This window comes from Stenotrophomonas sp. YJH_SMC_10, assembly GCF_059371555.1.
This window is the reverse complement of the sequence record NZ_JCAFUS010000027.1, coordinates 1-16,556: the sequence shown is the minus strand read 5'-3', so window position 1 is coordinate 16,556 and position 16,556 is coordinate 1. Positions and strand designations below refer to the sequence as shown.

13 protein-coding genes and 1 tRNA gene are annotated in these 16,556 nt (G+C 63.7%); all 14 read left to right on the top strand.

All coding sequences use genetic code 11. The features are described 5' to 3' along the window. Window positions 1–141 (top strand): EF-Tu C-terminal domain-related protein (locus tag AC5P9C_RS20150; protein ID WP_487247787.1); only part of this gene is annotated, 141 nt, incomplete at its 5' end. Between the two features lie 102 nt (window positions 142–243). Beyond that, a tRNA-Trp gene (locus tag AC5P9C_RS20145) sits at window positions 244–319 on the top strand. A 49-nt stretch (window positions 320–368) separates the two neighbouring features. Next, window positions 369–782, top strand: a complete 414-nt coding sequence (gene secE / locus AC5P9C_RS20140) for a preprotein translocase subunit SecE (RefSeq protein ID WP_014646044.1) — start codon at window positions 369–371, stop codon at window positions 780–782. Window positions 783–792: 10 nt separating this feature from the next. Further along, entirely contained in the window at window positions 793–1,353 is a 561-nt protein-coding gene (gene nusG / locus AC5P9C_RS20135; protein ID WP_004154362.1) for a transcription termination/antitermination protein NusG, read from the top strand. 257 nt (window positions 1,354–1,610) lie between these two features. Beyond that, window positions 1,611–2,039 carry a 50S ribosomal protein L11 gene (gene rplK / locus AC5P9C_RS20130; protein ID WP_004145248.1) on the top strand — a complete coding sequence of 143 codons (429 nt, stop codon included), beginning with the start codon at window positions 1,611–1,613 and terminating at the stop codon, window positions 2,037–2,039. A gap of 4 nt (window positions 2,040–2,043) precedes the next feature. After that, entirely contained in the window at window positions 2,044–2,742 is a 699-nt protein-coding gene (rplA, locus tag AC5P9C_RS20125; RefSeq protein WP_014646045.1) for a 50S ribosomal protein L1, read from the top strand. 385 nt (window positions 2,743–3,127) lie between these two features. Continuing rightward, entirely contained in the window at window positions 3,128–3,664 is a 537-nt protein-coding gene (rplJ, locus tag AC5P9C_RS20120; protein ID WP_010480377.1) for a 50S ribosomal protein L10, read from the top strand. A 63-nt stretch (window positions 3,665–3,727) separates the two neighbouring features. After that, on the top strand, window positions 3,728–4,096 hold the full coding sequence (gene rplL, locus AC5P9C_RS20115) for a 50S ribosomal protein L7/L12 (RefSeq protein ID WP_014646047.1): 369 nt from the start codon (window positions 3,728–3,730) through the stop codon (window positions 4,094–4,096). A 365-nt stretch (window positions 4,097–4,461) separates the two neighbouring features. Beyond that, window positions 4,462–8,616, top strand: a complete 4,155-nt coding sequence (gene rpoB / locus AC5P9C_RS20110; protein ID WP_019662235.1) for a DNA-directed RNA polymerase subunit beta — start codon at window positions 4,462–4,464, stop codon at window positions 8,614–8,616. An 89-nt stretch (window positions 8,617–8,705) separates the two neighbouring features. Continuing rightward, the gene (rpoC, locus tag AC5P9C_RS20105) at window positions 8,706–12,929 is read left to right on the top strand and encodes a DNA-directed RNA polymerase subunit beta' (protein ID WP_057495054.1); all 4,224 of its coding nucleotides are present in this window, start codon (window positions 8,706–8,708) and stop codon (window positions 12,927–12,929) included. A 284-nt stretch (window positions 12,930–13,213) separates the two neighbouring features. Beyond that, the gene (gene rpsL / locus AC5P9C_RS20100; protein WP_004145320.1) at window positions 13,214–13,588 is read left to right on the top strand and encodes a 30S ribosomal protein S12; all 375 of its coding nucleotides are present in this window, start codon (window positions 13,214–13,216) and stop codon (window positions 13,586–13,588) included. 12 nt (window positions 13,589–13,600) lie between these two features. After that, window positions 13,601–14,074, top strand: a complete 474-nt coding sequence (rpsG, locus tag AC5P9C_RS20095; protein ID WP_014036101.1) for a 30S ribosomal protein S7 — start codon at window positions 13,601–13,603, stop codon at window positions 14,072–14,074. A gap of 141 nt (window positions 14,075–14,215) precedes the next feature. Beyond that, window positions 14,216–16,357 (top strand): elongation factor G, encoded by a 2,142-nt coding sequence (gene fusA, locus AC5P9C_RS20090; RefSeq protein ID WP_049470847.1) that lies wholly within the window; start codon window positions 14,216–14,218, stop codon window positions 16,355–16,357. 52 nt (window positions 16,358–16,409) lie between these two features. After that, window positions 16,410–16,556, top strand: a 147-nt coding sequence (locus AC5P9C_RS20085; protein ID WP_230078978.1) for a GTP-binding protein, incomplete at its 3' end; no start/stop codon positions are given.

Below are 16,556 nucleotides of genomic sequence, written 5' to 3'. Positions count from 1 at the left end.
GAAATGGTGATGCCGGGTGACAACGTCAAGATGGTCGTCACCCTGATCAACCCGGTGGCCATGGACGAAGGCCTGCGCTTCGCCATCCGCGAAGGCGGCCGTACCGTCGGCGCCGGCGTGGTCTCGAAGATCATCGAGTAAGCCTGCAGTACCGGTGGTTGCATAGCGCCGCCGGTTACGCGAATGGCGGGCCGGGAACCTCGGTCCGCCTTCGCCGTCTAAGGGAAGGCAAGTTTTCAACGTACGCCAGTAGCTCAATTGGCAGAGCAGCGGTCTCCAAAACCGCAGGTTGGGGGTTCGAGTCCCTCCTGGCGTGCCATCTGCCCACCTTACCCAGCGGCCTGCGCCGCTAAAGCAGACACAGCCGGATGAATAGCAAGATCGAACACTCCAAGGACAACTCCGCCAATGGTGGAGATATCGTCAAGTATGTCGCCGCATCGTTGCTGGTGCTGGCCGGTCTGTTCGTCTGGTTCTGGTTCTCCGCCGACTCCGGTCGCGCCGCCCAGCTGGGTGCGTGGGCGGGTCAGGTGCGTGCGTTGGCGGTCGTGGTCGGTCTGGTTGGCGGTATCGGCGTGTTCATGCTGACCGGCAAGGGGCGCGACACCCGCGAATTCCTCTCCGAGTCGCGCTTCGAACTGCGCAAGGTGGTCTGGCCGACGCGCCAGGAAGCCATCCGCATGACCTGGGTCGTGATCGTCGTGGTGCTCATCCTCAGCCTGCTGCTGGGTGGCTTCGACTTCCTGATCCAGAAACTGACTCAGTGGTTCCTGAGCCGCTAAGGAGAATTGCATGAAGCGTTGGTACGTCGTTCACGCCTATTCGGGCTTCGAGAAGTCGGTGGCGCAGGCCCTGCGCGATCGCATCGTCCGTGACGGCATGGAAGAGCGCTTCGGCGACGTCCTGGTTCCGACCGAAGAAGTGGTCGAGATGCGCGCTGGCCAGAAGCGCCGCTCCGAGCGCAAGTTCTTCCCGGGCTATGTGCTGGTCCAGATCGAGACCCACGAAGAAGCCGGCATTCCGCGCATCGACAACGAAAGCTGGCATCTGGTCAAGGAAACCCCGCGCGTGATGGGCTTCATCGGCGGTACCGCTGATCGCCCGCTGCCGATCGCCGATTCCGAGGCCGAGGCCATCCTGAACCGCGTTCAGGAAGGTGTCGAGAAGCCGCGTCCCAAGGTGCTGTTCGAGCCGGGCCAGATGGTCCGTGTCACCGACGGCCCGTTCAACGATTTCAACGGCGTCGTCGAAGAGGTCAACTACGAGAAGAGCCGTCTGCGCGTCTCGGTGCTGATCTTCGGCCGTGCCACGCCGGTCGAACTCGAGTTCGGCCAGGTCGAAAAGGCCGTCTGACCTGTCTGTCGCGTCGAGCCACGCTCGACGCCGGACCAGAAACCGGGCGGCGCCCGGTTTCGTTCGTTTAGATGCCGCTTCAGGCATGTGAAGAAAAAACCTGTTATAGTGCGCGGCTCCCCGCTGGGAAGCCAGCAGGACGAGGCCGCCGAAAGGTGGCCTTCGGCATGATTTCAAAACGCGATGCCGGGACGCGTGATTCCCGGTCCGATGGGGAGCCTGTTGTCGAAAGGCGCTAGCACCCGGAGAGCACTCACATGGCAAAGAAAGTTGTCGGTTACATCAAGCTGCAGGTGAAGGCCGGTCAGGCCAACCCCTCGCCGCCGGTCGGTCCCGCGCTGGGTCAGCGTGGTCTGAACATCATGGAATTCTGCAAGGCGTTCAACGCTGCCACGCAGAAGCTCGAGCCGGGTCTGCCGGTTCCGGTGATCATCACGGCCTACTCGGACCGTACGTTCACCTTCATCACCAAGAGCACCCCGGCCACCACCCTGCTGAAGAAGGCCGCTGGCATCTCGTCGGGCTCCAAGCGCCCGAACACTGAGAAGGTCGGCAAGGTCACCCGTAAGCAGCTGGAAGAGATCGCCAAGGCGAAGGAACCGGATCTGACTGCCGCCGACCTGGACGCCGCCGTGCGTACCATCGCTGGCTCTGCCCGTTCCATGGGCCTCGTGGTGGAGGGTTAATAAGATGGCACAGACCAAGCGTGAGAAGGCCATCAAGGCCGCCGTCGTTCCGGGCAAGGCATATGCCTTCGAGGACGCGATCAACATCCTGAAGACCGCCACCAAGGCCAAGTTCGTCGAGTCGATCGACGTTGCCGTGCGCCTGGGCGTCGATGCGAAGAAGTCCGACCAGCAGGTCCGTGGCTCCACCGTGCTGCCGGCCGGTACCGGCAAGTCGGTCCGCGTCGCCGTGTTCGCTCCGGCCGGTGCCAAGGCTGACGAAGCCCTGGCCGCTGGCGCCGAAGCCGTCGGTATGGACGATCTGGCCGAGAAGATGCAGGCCGGCGATCTGAACTACGACGTCGTCATCGCGACCCCGGACGCCATGCGCGTCGTCGGCAAGCTGGGCACCGTGCTGGGCCCGCGCGGCCTGATGCCGAACCCGAAGGTCGGCACCGTTTCCCCGAACCCGGGTGAAGCCGTGAAGAACGCCAAGTCGGGCCAGGTCCGTTACCGCACCGACAAGGCCGGCATCATCCACTGCACCATCGGCAAGGCCGACTTCGCCGAAGACGCGCTGAAGTCGAACCTGACCGCGCTGCTGCTGGACCTGATCAAGGCCAAGCCGGCCACCTCGAAGGGCACCTACCTGCAGAAGGTTTCGGTCAGCTCGACGATGGGCCCGGGCGTCACCGTCGACCAGTCGTCGCTGACCCTGAAGTAATCGTTTCGAGCGGTCACGGCATTTCGGTGCCGTGACCGTGACATTTGAAGGCATCGCTGGCAGTGCATCGCCTGCGGTAGCCGTCAAAGACCGCAGGCGCGGTCGTGGCAATACCGGCGACGGGCAGGGAGGCTCGATCTGGCAAGGAGTCGCCGCCGGAGCAGTCATGAACGCTTAATCGATTCCCCGGAATCACCCTGCGTAGATGGTGCCCTTCTGGAGTTTTTCTGGTTCACGCACGTCTGGGTTTCCCAGGTTGGCCCACTCCAGGTCTAGAACGGCCCACCCCCGGAACATCATCCCGATGTTCCCGGCGTCCAGGACGGATGCCGCACAGGACCGCACACGGCAGGAGCCGTAAGCGGAGTTCAATAGGAGGAGTGCAATGGCTCTCAATCTGTCCCAGAAGCAAGAAGTAGTCGCCGAGCTGGCAGACGTCGCCGCCAAGGCCCACTCCTTGATCGCAGCCGAATACGCTGGCACCACGGTCGCCCAGATGACCGCGATGCGCAAGCAGGCTCGTGAAACCGGTGTTTTCTTGAAGGTTGTCAAGAACACCCTGGCTTCGCGCGCCGTTGAAGGCACCGAGTTCGCAGTCGCCCAGGACCAGATGGTTGGTCCGCTGCTGTACGCGTTCTCGCTCGAGGAGCCCGGCGCTGCCGGTCGCCTGATCAAGGAAGCCGCCAAGGGCAACGACAAGCTGAAGGCTAAGGTCGTCGCCATCGGTGGCGAAGTGTTCCCGGCAAGCCACGTCGAAGTGCTGGCCTCGCTGCCGACCCGCGACCAGGCCCTGGCCATGCTGGCCCGCGTCCTGACCGAGCCGGTCACGATGTTCGCCCGCGCCATCAAGGCCGTTGGCGAGAAGCAGGGTGGTGGCGACGTCGCCGCCGACGCTGCCGAGCCGGCCGCCGAGACCGCCTGAGTTTCGACTTACCGTGGTTCCTGACGGAACCTCAACCCAGAAAATCATCCAAAGGTATTTATCATGTCCCTTACCAACGAACAGATCGTCGACGCCATCGCCGAGAAGTCCCTGATGGAAGTGATGGAGCTGGTCAAGGCCATCGAAGAGAAGTTCGGCGTCTCCGCCGCTGCTCCGGTTGCCGTGGCTGCTGCCGCTGGCCCGGCTGCTGCTGTTGAAGAGCAGACCGAATTCACCGTCACCCTGAAGACCGCCGGCGAGAAGAAGGTCGAGGTCATCAAGGCCGTCCGCGCCATCACCGGCCTGGGCCTGAAGGAAGCGAAGGACCTGGCCGAAGCCGGTGGCGTCCTGAAGGAAGGCGCTTCGAAGGAAGACGCCGAGAAGATGAAGAAGGACCTGGAAGCTGCTGGCGCGACTGTCGAAGTCAAGTAAGCAGTTCCCTTGCATCGTCATCGATTCGCGGCGATGCAGCCAAGGCTGGGGGCGTAAGCCCCCGGCCTTTGGTCGTTGTTGCGGTGGTGTAGAGTCGACGGTTGGTCGACTGCTGTGAAGGAAGTCGACCAACAGTCGACTCTACCGTTTCAAAAGCAGGAAAAAAGCCCAACACGGGCTGCAGTCAAACCCCGGCAGGCCAGCGCACGGCGCGGCAGCGGGGGCGTGGTAGCAGACGAGTTGGCAGTTGGAAGTAGCGGGAGAAGGCGTGCTGGTGCCGGCAATACCAGCGACTTCCAACTGACAATTTCAAGTTCCCTTCAGGGTCGTGGACGCACGGCCCGCACAACAAGGTGGAAGACCTCATGACGTCCTATTCGTTCACCGAAAAAAAGCGTATCCGCAAGGATTTCGGCAAGCAGCGCTCGATTCTCGAAGTGCCGTTCCTGCTCGCCATCCAGGTGGATTCCTATCGTGAATTCCTGCAGGAAAACGTCGATCCGGCCAAGCGCACGGACCACGGCCTGCATGCCGCGCTGAAGTCGGTCTTCCCGATCGCCAGCTACAGCGGCAATGCTGCCCTGGAATACGTCGGCTACAAGCTGGGCGAACCGGTCTTCGACGAGCGTGAGTGCCGCCAGCGCGGCATGAGCTACGGCGCCCCGCTGCGCGTCACCGTGCGCCTGGTGATCTACGACCGCGAGTCGTCGACCAAGGCCATCAAGTACGTGAAGGAGCAGGAGGTCTATCTGGGCGAAATCCCGCTGATGACCGAGAACGGCACCTTCATCGTCAACGGCACCGAGCGCGTCATCGTCTCCCAGCTGCACCGCTCGCCGGGCGTGTTCTTCGACCACGACCGTGGCAAGACCCACAGCTCGGGCAAGCTGCTGTACAGCGCCCGCATCATTCCTTACCGCGGCTCCTGGCTGGACTTCGAGTTCGACCCGAAGGACGCGCTGTTCACCCGTATCGACCGCCGCCGCAAGCTGCCGGTGTCGATCCTGCTGCGCGCGCTTGGCTACAGCAACGAAGAGATGCTGGCCGAGTTCTTCGAGATCAACACCTTCCACATCAACCCGGATGAAGGCGTCCAGCTGGAGCTGGTGCCCGAGCGCCTGCGTGGCGAAACCCTGGGCTTCGACCTCGCCGACGGCGACAAGGTCATCGTGGAAGCCGGCAAGCGCATCACCGCACGCCACATCAAGCAGCTGGAAGCCTCGGGCATCGCCGCCCTGGCCGTGCCGGACGACTACATCGTCGGCCGCATCCTGTCGCACGACGTGGTCGATGCCTCGACCGGCGAACTGCTGGCCCAGGCCAACGACGAGATCACCGACGAACAGCTGCAGGCCTTCCGCAAGGCCGGCGTTGACGCGGTCGGCACCCTGTGGGTGAACGACCTGGATCGTGGTCCGTACCTGTCCAACACTCTGCGCATCGACCCGACCAAGACCCAGCTGGAAGCCCTGGTCGAGATCTACCGCATGATGCGTCCGGGCGAGCCGCCGACCAAGGATGCCGCGCAGAACCTGTTCCACAACCTGTTCTTCACCTTCGAGCGCTACGACCTGTCCGCGGTCGGCCGCATGAAGTTCAACCGTCGCGTGGGCCGCAAGGAAACCACCGGCGAAGCCGTGCTGTACGACAGCAAGTACTTCGGTGAGCGCAACGACGAAGAGTCCAAGCGCCTGGTCGCCGCCCACGGCGACAGCTCCGACATCCTGGACGTGATCAAGGTCCTGACCGAGATCCGCAACGGTCGCGGCGTGGTCGACGACATCGATCACCTGGGCAACCGTCGCGTGCGCTCGGTCGGTGAAATGGCCGAGAACGTGTTCCGCGTCGGCCTGGTCCGTGTCGAGCGCGCGGTCAAGGAGCGCCTGTCGATGGCCGAGTCGGAAGGCCTGACCCCGCAGGAGCTGATCAACGCCAAGCCGGTCGCCGCTGCCATCAAGGAGTTCTTCGGCTCCTCGCAGCTGTCGCAGTTCATGGACCAGAACAACCCGCTGTCGGAAGTGACGCACAAGCGTCGCGTCTCGGCGCTGGGCCCGGGCGGCCTGACCCGCGAGCGCGCCGGCTTCGAAGTGCGCGACGTGCACCCGACCCATTACGGCCGCGTCTGCACCATCGAAACCCCGGAAGGCCCGAACATCGGCCTGATCAACTCGCTGGCCGTGTACGCCCGCACCAACCAGTACGGTTTCCTCGAGACCCCGTACCGCAAGGTCGTGGACGGCAAGGTCTATGACGAAGTCGAGTTCCTGTCGGCGATCGAAGAAAACGAGTACGTCATTGCGCAGGCCAACGCGCTGACCGACGCCAAGGGCACCCTTACCGAGCAATTCGTCCCGTGCCGCTTCCAGGGCGAATCGCTGCTGAAGCCGCCGGCGGAAGTCCACTTCATGGACGTCTCGCCGATGCAGACCGTGTCGATCGCGGCCGCGCTGGTTCCGTTCCTGGAGCACGATGACGCCAACCGCGCACTGATGGGCGCCAACATGCAGCGTCAGGCCGTGCCGACCCTGCGTGCGCAGAAGCCGCTGGTGGGTACCGGCATCGAGCGCGCCGTGGCGCGCGACTCCGGCGTGACCGTGAACGCCCGCCGTGGCGGCGAGATCGTGCAGATCGACGCGGCCCGCATCGTGGTCAAGGTCAACGAGGAAGAGATCGTTGGCGCCACCGACGCAGGCGTGGACATCTACAACCTGGTCAAGTACACCCGTTCGAACCAGAACACCTGCATCAACCAGCGTCCGCTGGTCCAGGTCGGTGACGTCATCGCCCGCGGCGACGTGCTGGCCGACGGCCCGTCCACCGACATCGGCGAACTGGCCCTCGGCCAGAACATGCTGATCGCGTTCATGCCGTGGAACGGCTACAACTTCGAAGACTCCATCCTGCTCTCCGAGCGCGTGGTGGAAGAGGATCGTTACACCACGATCCACATCGAAGAGCTGACCTGCGTCGCGCGTGACACCAAGCTGGGGCCGGAGGAAATCTCCGCCGACATCCCGAACGTCTCCGAGCAGGCGCTGAACCGCCTGGACGAGAGCGGCGTGGTGTACATCGGCGCGGAAGTCCGTGCCGGCGACATCCTGGTCGGCAAGGTCACCCCGAAGGGCGAAAGCCAGCTGACCCCGGAAGAGAAGCTGCTGCGCGCGATCTTCGGCGAGAAGGCTTCGGACGTGAAGGACAGCTCGCTGCGCGTTCCGCCGGGCATGGACGGCACCGTCATCGACGTGCAGGTCTTCACCCGCGACGGCATCGAGAAGGACAAGCGCGCCCGCCAGATCGAAGAGTCTGAAATCAAGCGCGTCAAGAAGGACTTCGACGACCAGTTCCGCATCCTGGAAGCCGCCATCTACATGCGTCTGCGTTCGCAGATCGTGGGCAAGGTGGTCAACGGCGGCGCTGGCCTGAAGAAGGGCGACGTGATCACCGACGCCTTCCTGGACGGCCTGAAGAAGGCTGACTGGTTCGCGCTGCGCATGAAGGACGAAGACGCTTCGGAAGCCATCGAGCGCGCGCAGAAGCAGATCCAGGCGCACGAGAAGGAATTCGAGCGTCGCTTCGCCGACAAGCGCGGCAAGATCACCGCCGGTGACGACCTCGCTCCGGGCGTGCTGAAGATGGTCAAGGTGTTCCTGGCCGTGAAGCGCCGCATCCAGCCGGGCGACAAGATGGCAGGCCGCCACGGCAACAAGGGTGTGGTCTCCAACGTGGTGCCGGTCGAGGACATGCCGTACATGGCCTCGGGCGAAACCGTGGACATCGTGCTGAACCCGCTGGGCGTGCCGTCGCGCATGAACATCGGCCAGATCCTGGAAGTGCACCTGGGCTGGGCGGCCAAGGGCCTGGGTCGCAAGATCCAGGCGATGCTGGAAGCCCAGGCCGCGGTGGCCGACCTGCGCAAGTTCCTGGACGACATCTACAACCACGACGACACCAACGTGGCCAACCGTGTCGACCTGTCGCAGTTCAGCGACGAGGAACTGCTGCGTCTGGCCCGCAACCTGACCGACGGCGTGCCGATGGCCACCCCGGTGTTCGACGGCGCCACCGAAGCGGAAATCAAGCGCATGCTGGAACTGGCCGACCTGCCGAGCAGTGGCCAGACCCAGCTGTACGACGGCCGCACCGGTGAAGCCTTCGATCGCCACACCACCGTCGGTTACATGCACTACCTGAAGCTGAACCACCTGGTCGACGACAAGATGCACGCGCGTTCGACCGGTCCGTACTCGCTCGTCACCCAGCAGCCGCTGGGCGGCAAGGCGCAGTTCGGCGGCCAGCGCTTCGGTGAAATGGAAGTCTGGGCGCTGGAAGCCTACGGCGCGGCCTACACCCTGCAGGAAATGCTGACGGTGAAGTCCGATGACGTGCAGGGCCGCAACCAGATGTACAAGAACATCGTCGACGGTGAGCACGAGATGGTCGCGGGCATGCCGGAATCCTTCAACGTGCTCGTGAAGGAAATCCGCTCGCTGGCCATCAACATGGAACTGGAAGACAACTGATCCATGCCGGCGCGGCGGCCCCCGCCGCCGCGCCGCTGGCAGTGAACTGAAAGCCCATCGACACAGCATTCCTCCTTCTGGAGAACACCATGAAAGACCTGCTCAACCTCTTCAACCAGCAGCGCCAGACGCTGGACTTCGACGCGATCAAGATCGCGCTGGCCTCGCCGGACCTGATCCGTTCGTGGTCCTTCGGCGAAGTGAAGAAGCCGGAAACCATCAACTACCGTACCTTCAAGCCGGAACGCGACGGCCTGTTCTGCGCCGCCATCTTCGGCCCGGTGAAGGACTACGAGTGCCTGTGCGGCAAGTACAAGCGCATGAAGCACCGCGGCGTGGTCTGCGAAAAGTGCGGCACCGAAGTGACCCTGGCCAAGGTGCGTCGTGAGCGCATGGGCCACATCGACCTGGCTTCGCCGGTCGCGCACATCTGGTTCCTGAAGTCGCTGCCGTCGCGCATCGGCCTGATGCTGGACATGACCCTGCGCGACATCGAGCGCGTGCTGTACTTCGAAGCGTACGTGGTGACCGAGCCGGGCCTGACCGCCCTGGAGCGTCGCCAGCTGCTGACCGAAGAACAGTACCTGCAGGCCCGCCAGGAGCACGGTGACGACTTCGACGCCGCGATGGGCGCCGAGGCGGTGTACGAGCTGCTGCGCACGATCGACCTGCAGTCGGAGATGACCCGCCTGCGCGAGGAAATCGCTGCGACCGGTTCGGAAACCAAGCTGAAGCGACTGACCAAGCGCATCAAGCTGATCGAGGCCTTCCTGGAATCGGGCAACCGTCCGGAGTGGATGGTCATGACCGTGCTGCCGGTGCTGCCGCCGGACCTGCGCCCGCTGGTTCCGCTGGATGGCGGCCGCTTCGCGACCTCCGACCTGAACGACCTGTACCGCCGCGTCATCAACCGCAACAACCGCCTGCGCCGCCTGCTCGAACTGAGCGCGCCGGACATCATCGTGCGCAATGAAAAGCGCATGCTGCAGGAATCGGTCGATGCGCTGCTGGACAACGGCCGTCGCGGCCGTGCCATCACCGGCACCAACAAGCGCCCGCTGAAGTCGCTGGCCGACATGATCAAGGGCAAGCAGGGTCGCTTCCGCCAGAACCTGCTCGGCAAGCGCGTCGACTACTCGGGCCGTTCGGTCATCGTGGTCGGTCCGTACCTGCGCCTGCACCAGTGCGGCCTGCCGAAGAAGATGGCGCTGGAGCTGTTCAAGCCGTTCGTCTTCGCCAAGCTGCAGCGTCGTGGCCTGGCCACCACCATCAAGGCCGCCAAGAAGCTGGTCGAGCGCGAAGAAGCCGAAGTCTGGGACATCCTGGAAGAGGTCATCCGCGAGCATCCGGTGATGCTGAACCGTGCGCCGACCCTGCACCGCCTGGGCATCCAGGCGTTCGAGCCGGTGCTGATCGAAGGCAAGGCCATCCAGCTGCACCCGCTGGTCTGCACCGCGTTCAACGCCGACTTCGACGGTGACCAGATGGCCGTCCACGTGCCGCTCTCGCTGGAAGCCCAGCTGGAAGCGCGTGCGCTGATGATGTCGACCAACAACATCCTGTCGCCGGCCAACGGCGAGCCGATCATCGTGCCGTCGCAGGACGTCGTGCTGGGTCTGTACTACATGACCCGCTCGCTGGAGAACAAGAAGGGCGAGGGCATGGCCTTCGCCAACATCGCCGAAGTCAAGCGCGCCTATGACAACCGCGTGGTGGAACTGCACGCCAAGGTCAAGGTCCGCATCACCGAGGTGGTGACCGACGAAGACGGCAACAAGCAGAACAAGACCTCGATCGTGGACACCACGATCGGTCGCGCCCTGCTGGCTGAAATCCTGCCGGAAGGCCTGCCGTTCGCGCTGGCCAACACCGAGCTGACCAAGAAGAACATCAGCCGCCTGATCAACTCCAGCTACCGCCAGCTGGGCCTGAAGGACACGGTCGTGTTCGCCGACAAGCTGATGTACACCGGCTTCGCCTACGCGACCCGCGCCGGCGTCTCGATCGGCATCGACGACATGCTGATCCCGGACGAGAAGAAGGGCATCCTCACCGAGGCCGAAGCCGAAGTGCTGGAAATCCAGGAGCAGTACCAGTCGGGCCTGGTCACCGCCGGCGAGCGCTACAACAAGGTGGTCGACATCTGGTCGCGCACCAACGAGCGCATCGCCAAGGCGATGATGGACACCATCGGTACCGAGAAGGTGGTCAATGCCAAGGGTGAGACCATCGACCAGAAGTCGATGAACTCGCTGTACATCATGGCCGACTCCGGTGCGCGTGGTTCGCAGGCGCAGATCCGTCAGCTGGCCGGCATGCGCGGCCTGATGGCCCGCCCGGACGGCTCGATCATCGAGACGCCCATCAAGGCGAACTTCCGCGAAGGCCTGAACGTGCAGGAGTACTTCAACTCCACCCACGGTGCCCGTAAGGGTCTGGCCGATACCGCGCTGAAGACCGCGAACTCGGGTTACCTGACCCGTCGTCTGGTCGACGTCGCGCAGGACGTGGTGATCACCGAGGTGGATTGCGGTACCACCGAAGGCCTGATCATGACCCCGATCGTGGAAGGCGGCGACGTGGTCGAGCCGCTGAAGGACCGCGTGCTGGGCCGCGTGGTTGCCGAGGACGTGTTCCTGCCGGGCAACGACGAGGATCCGATCGTCACCCGCAACACCCTGCTCGACGAAGCCTGGGTCGCCAAGCTGGAAGATGCCGGCGTGCAGACCATCAAGGTCCGCTCGACCATCTCCTGCGAATCGGCGTTCGGTGTCTGCTCGCGCTGCTACGGCCGCGACCTGGCCCGTGGCCACCTGGTCAACATCGGTGAAGCGGTCGGCGTCATCGCCGCCCAGTCCATCGGTGAGCCGGGTACCCAGCTGACCATGCGTACGTTCCACATCGGTGGTGCGGCGTCGCGAGCTGCAGCGGTCGACAACATCACCGTCAAGACCACCGGCTCGGTCAAGTTCAGCAACCTCAAGTCGGTCGAGCATGCCAACGGCTCGCTGGTGGCAGTGTCGCGCTCGGGCGAAATCTCGGTGCTCGATGCCCACGGCCGTGAGCGTGAGCGTTACAAGCTGCCGTACGGTGCGACCATCACGTCCAAGGACGGTGATGCGATCAAGGCGGGCCAGACCGTGGCCAACTGGGATCCGCATAACCACCCGATCGTGTCGGAAGTGGCCGGCTTCATCCGCTTCATCGACTTCGTCGACGGCATCACCGTCATCGAGAAGACCGACGAGCTGACCGGCCTGGCCTCGCGCGAGATCACCGATCCGAAGCGTCGTGGTACCCAGGCCAAGGACCTGCGCCCGATCGTGCGCATCGTTGATGCCAAGGGCAACGATCTGTCGATCCCGGGCACCGACCTGCCGGCGCAGTACCTGCTGCCGCCGCGTTCGATCGTCAACCTGCAGGATGGCGCCCCGGTGGGCGTGGGCGACGTCGTCGCCAAGATCCCGCAGGAAGCGTCGAAGACCCGCGACATCACCGGTGGTCTGCCGCGCGTGGCCGACCTGTTCGAAGCGCGCAAGCCGAAGGATCCGGCGGTGCTGGCCGAGCGTTCGGGCATCATCAGCTTCGGCAAGGACACCAAGGGCAAGCAGCGCCTGATCATCAAGGACACCGATGGTTCGGAGCACGAAGAGCTGATCCCGAAGTACCGTCAGGTCATCGTGTTCGAAGGCGAGCATGTCACCAAGGGTGAAACCATCGTGGACGGCGAGCCGAGCCCGCAGGACATCCTGCGCCTGCTGGGTGTCGAGCCGCTGGCGGCCTACCTGGTGAAGGAAATCCAGGACGTGTACCGCCTGCAGGGCGTGAAGATCAACGACAAGCACATCGAGGTGATCACCCGCCAGATGCTGCGCAAGGTCGAGATCACCGACCAGGGCGGCAGCAAGTTCCTGAACGGCGAACAGGTGGAGCGTCAGCGCGTTATCGAGGAGAATGCGCGCCTGTCGACCCGCAACGAGCTGCCGGCACGTTTCGATCCGGTCCTGCTGGGCATCACCAAGGCATCGCTGGCGACCGAATCGTTCATCTCGGCCGCATCGTTCCAGGAAACCACCCGCGTGCTGACCGAAGCGGCCGTCCGCGGCACCTCGGACAACCTGCGCGGCCTGAAGGAAAACGTCATCGTGGGTCGCCTGATTCCGGCCGGTACCGGCCTGGCGTACCACAGCAACCGTCGTCGCGGCGCCTCCGGTCTCACCGAGTCGGAGATGCAGACCCTGGCCGGCACCCCGGCCGTCGCCGAGGCCGCAGTGGTTGAAACTGAAGCTGAACAGGCTTCGGGCGAAGAATGAGGCATCCGGTCCGGCCACACGGCCGGACCACCCCGTCGGTGCATTGACGGGATTGGGAAAGGGCAGGGGCGATCGTCCGCGATCGGCCCGGCCAACCTGAACGGGGTACATGGAGGCCCCCCAGTAACGTCCCGGGATCAGGGGCGGGCTTGACAGGAGGCGTTTGACTGCTTTCCTGGCAGGTTGCTACAATCGTCTGTCTCAGCAGGCCAGAATTTTGGCCTGCTTTAACATTTCCGCATCTCTGGTCGGATTTTCCGGCCACCAATCAGAAGAACCTACTGATGGCGACGATCAACCAGCTGGTCCGCAAGCCGCGGCAAGCGACCACCTACAAGAGTGCCTCGCCGGCGCTCGACAAGTGCCCGCAGCGCCGTGGCGTCTGCACCCGTGTCTACACCACCACTCCGAAGAAGCCGAACTCGGCTCTGCGCAAGGTTGCCAAGGTCCGCCTGACCAACCAGGAAGAGGTGATTTCCTACATCGGTGGTGAAGGCCACAACCTGCAGGAGCACTCCGTGGTCCTGATCCGCGGCGGTCGCGTCAAGGACCTGCCGGGTGTGCGTTACCACACCGTTCGTGGCTCGCTCGACGCCGCCGGCGTTGCCAAGCGTCGCCAGGCCCGTTCCAAGTACGGCGCCAAGCGTCCGAAGGCATAAGGAGAGAGCACTATGTCGCGTAAGGGTAATACTCCGCAGCGTTCCGTCCTGCCCGATCCGAAGCACGGAAGCGAAACCATCGCCCGCTTCATCAACATGGTCATGCAGAGCGGCAAGAAGTCCGTCGCCGAAAAGATCGTGTACGGCGCCATGGACGTGATCACCGAGAAGAACAGCAGCGCCAACGCCATTGACCTGGTGCAGAAGGCTCTGGACAACGTCGCTCCGGCGGTCGAAGTCAAGTCGCGCCGCGTCGGTGGTGCCACCTATCAGGTGCCGGTCGAAGTGCGTTCGTCGCGCAAGATGGCCCTGGCCATGCGCTGGCTGATCGACTCCGCGCGCAAGCGTGGCGAGAACACCATGCCGAAGAAGCTGGCTGCTGAACTGATCGACGCCTCGGAAAACCGTGGCGGCGCCATCAAGAAGCGCGAAGAAACCCACCGCATGGCCGAAGCCAACAAGGCCTTCGCCCACTACCGCTGGTGAGTTTGACGGCCTTGTAAAACAGGCAGGGCAGCGCCACTTAGGTGCGTGCTGCCTCGCGGTCCCAGAAGGACTGCGCCAATCCGAAGGCCGCCGAAAGGCGGCGTTCGGCCATCCGAAATCCAAGAAATCTGAGAGGCTCCCGTGGCCCGTTCCACTCCCATCGAGCGTTACCGCAACTTCGGCATCATGGCTCACATCGATGCCGGCAAGACCACCACGTCCGAGCGCATCCTGTTCTACACCGGCAAGAGCCACAAGATCGGTGAAGTGCACGACGGCGCCGCCACCATGGACTGGATGGAGCAGGAGCAGGAGCGTGGCATCACGATCCAGTCCGCTGCCACCACCGCGTTCTGGAAGGGCATGGACAAGTCCCTGCCGGAGCACCGCTTCAACATCATCGATACCCCCGGGCACGTCGACTTCACCATCGAAGTGGAGCGCTCGCTGCGCGTGCTCGACGGTGCCGTCTTCGTCCTGTGCGCCGTCGGTGGCGTGCAGCCGCAGTCGGAAACCGTGTGGCGCCAGGCCAACAAGTACCACGTGCCGCGCATCGCGTTCGTCAACAAGATGGACCGCACCGGTGCCAACTTCCAGAAGGTCGTCGGCCAGCTGAAGGCCAAGCTGGGCGCCGTTGCCGTGCCGATGCAGCTGCCGATCGGCGCTGAAGACAACTTCAAGGGCGTTGTCGACCTGCTGAAGATGAAGGCCATCCATTGGGATGAGGCTTCCCAGGGCATGAAGTTCGAGTACAGCGACATCCCGGCCGAGCTGCAGGCGGCTGCCGAAGAGGCTCGCCAGTTCATGGTCGAGACCGCTGCCGAAGCCAGCGAAGAGCTGATGGAAAAGTACCTGGGCGGCGAAGAGCTGGCCGAGGCCGAAATCATCAACGCGCTGCGTACCCGCACCCTGGCCACCGAGATCGTGCCGATGTACTGCGGCTCGGCCTTCAAGAACAAGGGCGTGCAGGCCATGCTGGACGGCGTGATCCAGCTGCTGCCGTCGCCGGTCGACGTGCCGGACGTGAAGGGCGTGGACGTTGACGACGACACCGTCGAGATGACCCGCAAGTCGGACGACAAGGCTCCGTTCTCGTCGCTGGCCTTCAAGATCATCACCGACCCGTTCGTCGGCGCGCTGACCTTCTTCCGCGTCTACTCGGGCACCCTGAACGGTGGCGACACCGTGCTGAACTCGGTGAAGGGCAAGAAGGAGCGCATCGGCCGCATCCTGCAGATGCACTCGAACAACCGCGAGGAAATCAAGGAAGTTCTGGCCGGCGACATCGCCGCGGCGGTGGGCCTGAAGGACACCACCACCGGTGACACCCTGTGCGCCGTGGACGCGCCGATCATCCTGGAGCGCATGACGTTCCCGGAGCCGGTGATCTCGATGGCCGTCGAGCCGAAGACCAAGTCGGACCAGGAAAAGATGGGTCTGGCCCTGGGCCGTCTGGCGCAGGAAGATCCGTCGTTCCGCGTCAAGACCGACGAAGAATCCGGCCAGACCATCATCTCGGGCATGGGCGAGCTGCACCTGGACATCATCGTCGACCGCCTGAAGCGCGAGTTCAACGTTGAAGCCAACGTCGGCGCGCCGCAGGTGGCCTACCGCGAAACCATCACCCTGGCTGACGTCAAGTCGGACTACAAGCACGCCAAGCAGTCCGGTGGTAAGGGTCAGTACGGTCACGTCGTGATCGAGCTGTCGCCGATCACCGCTGAAGACCGTGCCGATCCGAAGCTGGCTCCGGCCATCAAGGACGACTTCCTGTTCATCAACGACATCACCGGCGGCGTGATCCCGAAGGAATTCATTCCGTCGGTTGAAAAGGGCCTGCGCGAAACCATCACCAGCGGTCCGCTGGCTGGCTTCCCGGTCGTGGACGTCAAGGTGAAGCTGGTGTTCGGTTCGTACCACGACGTCGACTCCTCGGAAATGGCGTTCAAGCTGGCTTCGTCGATGGCCTTCAAGCAGGGCTTCGCCAAGGCCAAGCCGGTGCTGCTGGAGCCGATCATGAAGGTCGAGATCGTGACCCCGGAGGATTACCAGGGTGACGTGATGGGCGACGTCAGCCGTCGTCGCGGCGTGCTGCAGGGTTCCGACACCACCGGTGACGGTTCGGCCAGCATCATCAACGCGATGATCCCGCTGGGTGAAATGTTCGGCTACGCCACTGCGCTGCGTTCGCAGACCCAGGGCCGCGCCACCTTCACCATGGAATTCGATCACTACGAGCCGGCTCCGACCAACATCGCCGAAGCCGTCATGAAGAAGGGCTGAGCCTCGCTCAGCCTCTCTTGAAACCACTTACGAACAATCAAGGTATAGAACAATGGCAAAGGGTAAGTTCGAGCGCACCAAGCCGCACGTCAACGTCGGCACCATCGGTCACGTCGACCACGGCAAGACCACGCTGACCGCCGCACTGACCAAGATCGGTGCCGAGCGCTTCGGTGGCGAGTTCAAGGATTACTCCTCG

Coding starts and splice junctions, on each gene's coding strand:
- rplK (WP_004145248.1), top strand. CDS start 1,611: ATGGCAAAGAAAGTTGTCGGTTACATCAAGCTGCAGGTGAAGGCCGGT.
- rpoB (WP_019662235.1), top strand. CDS start 4,462: ATGACGTCCTATTCGTTCACCGAAAAAAAGCGTATCCGCAAGGATTTC.
- rplJ (WP_010480377.1), top strand. CDS start 3,128: ATGGCTCTCAATCTGTCCCAGAAGCAAGAAGTAGTCGCCGAGCTGGCA.
- rplL (WP_014646047.1), top strand. CDS start 3,728: ATGTCCCTTACCAACGAACAGATCGTCGACGCCATCGCCGAGAAGTCC.
- rplA (WP_014646045.1), top strand. CDS start 2,044: ATGGCACAGACCAAGCGTGAGAAGGCCATCAAGGCCGCCGTCGTTCCG.
- rpsL (WP_004145320.1), top strand. CDS start 13,214: ATGGCGACGATCAACCAGCTGGTCCGCAAGCCGCGGCAAGCGACCACC.
- rpoC (WP_057495054.1), top strand. CDS start 8,706: ATGAAAGACCTGCTCAACCTCTTCAACCAGCAGCGCCAGACGCTGGAC.
- rpsG (WP_014036101.1), top strand. CDS start 13,601: ATGTCGCGTAAGGGTAATACTCCGCAGCGTTCCGTCCTGCCCGATCCG.
- secE (WP_014646044.1), top strand. CDS start 369: ATGAATAGCAAGATCGAACACTCCAAGGACAACTCCGCCAATGGTGGA.
- nusG (WP_004154362.1), top strand. CDS start 793: ATGAAGCGTTGGTACGTCGTTCACGCCTATTCGGGCTTCGAGAAGTCG.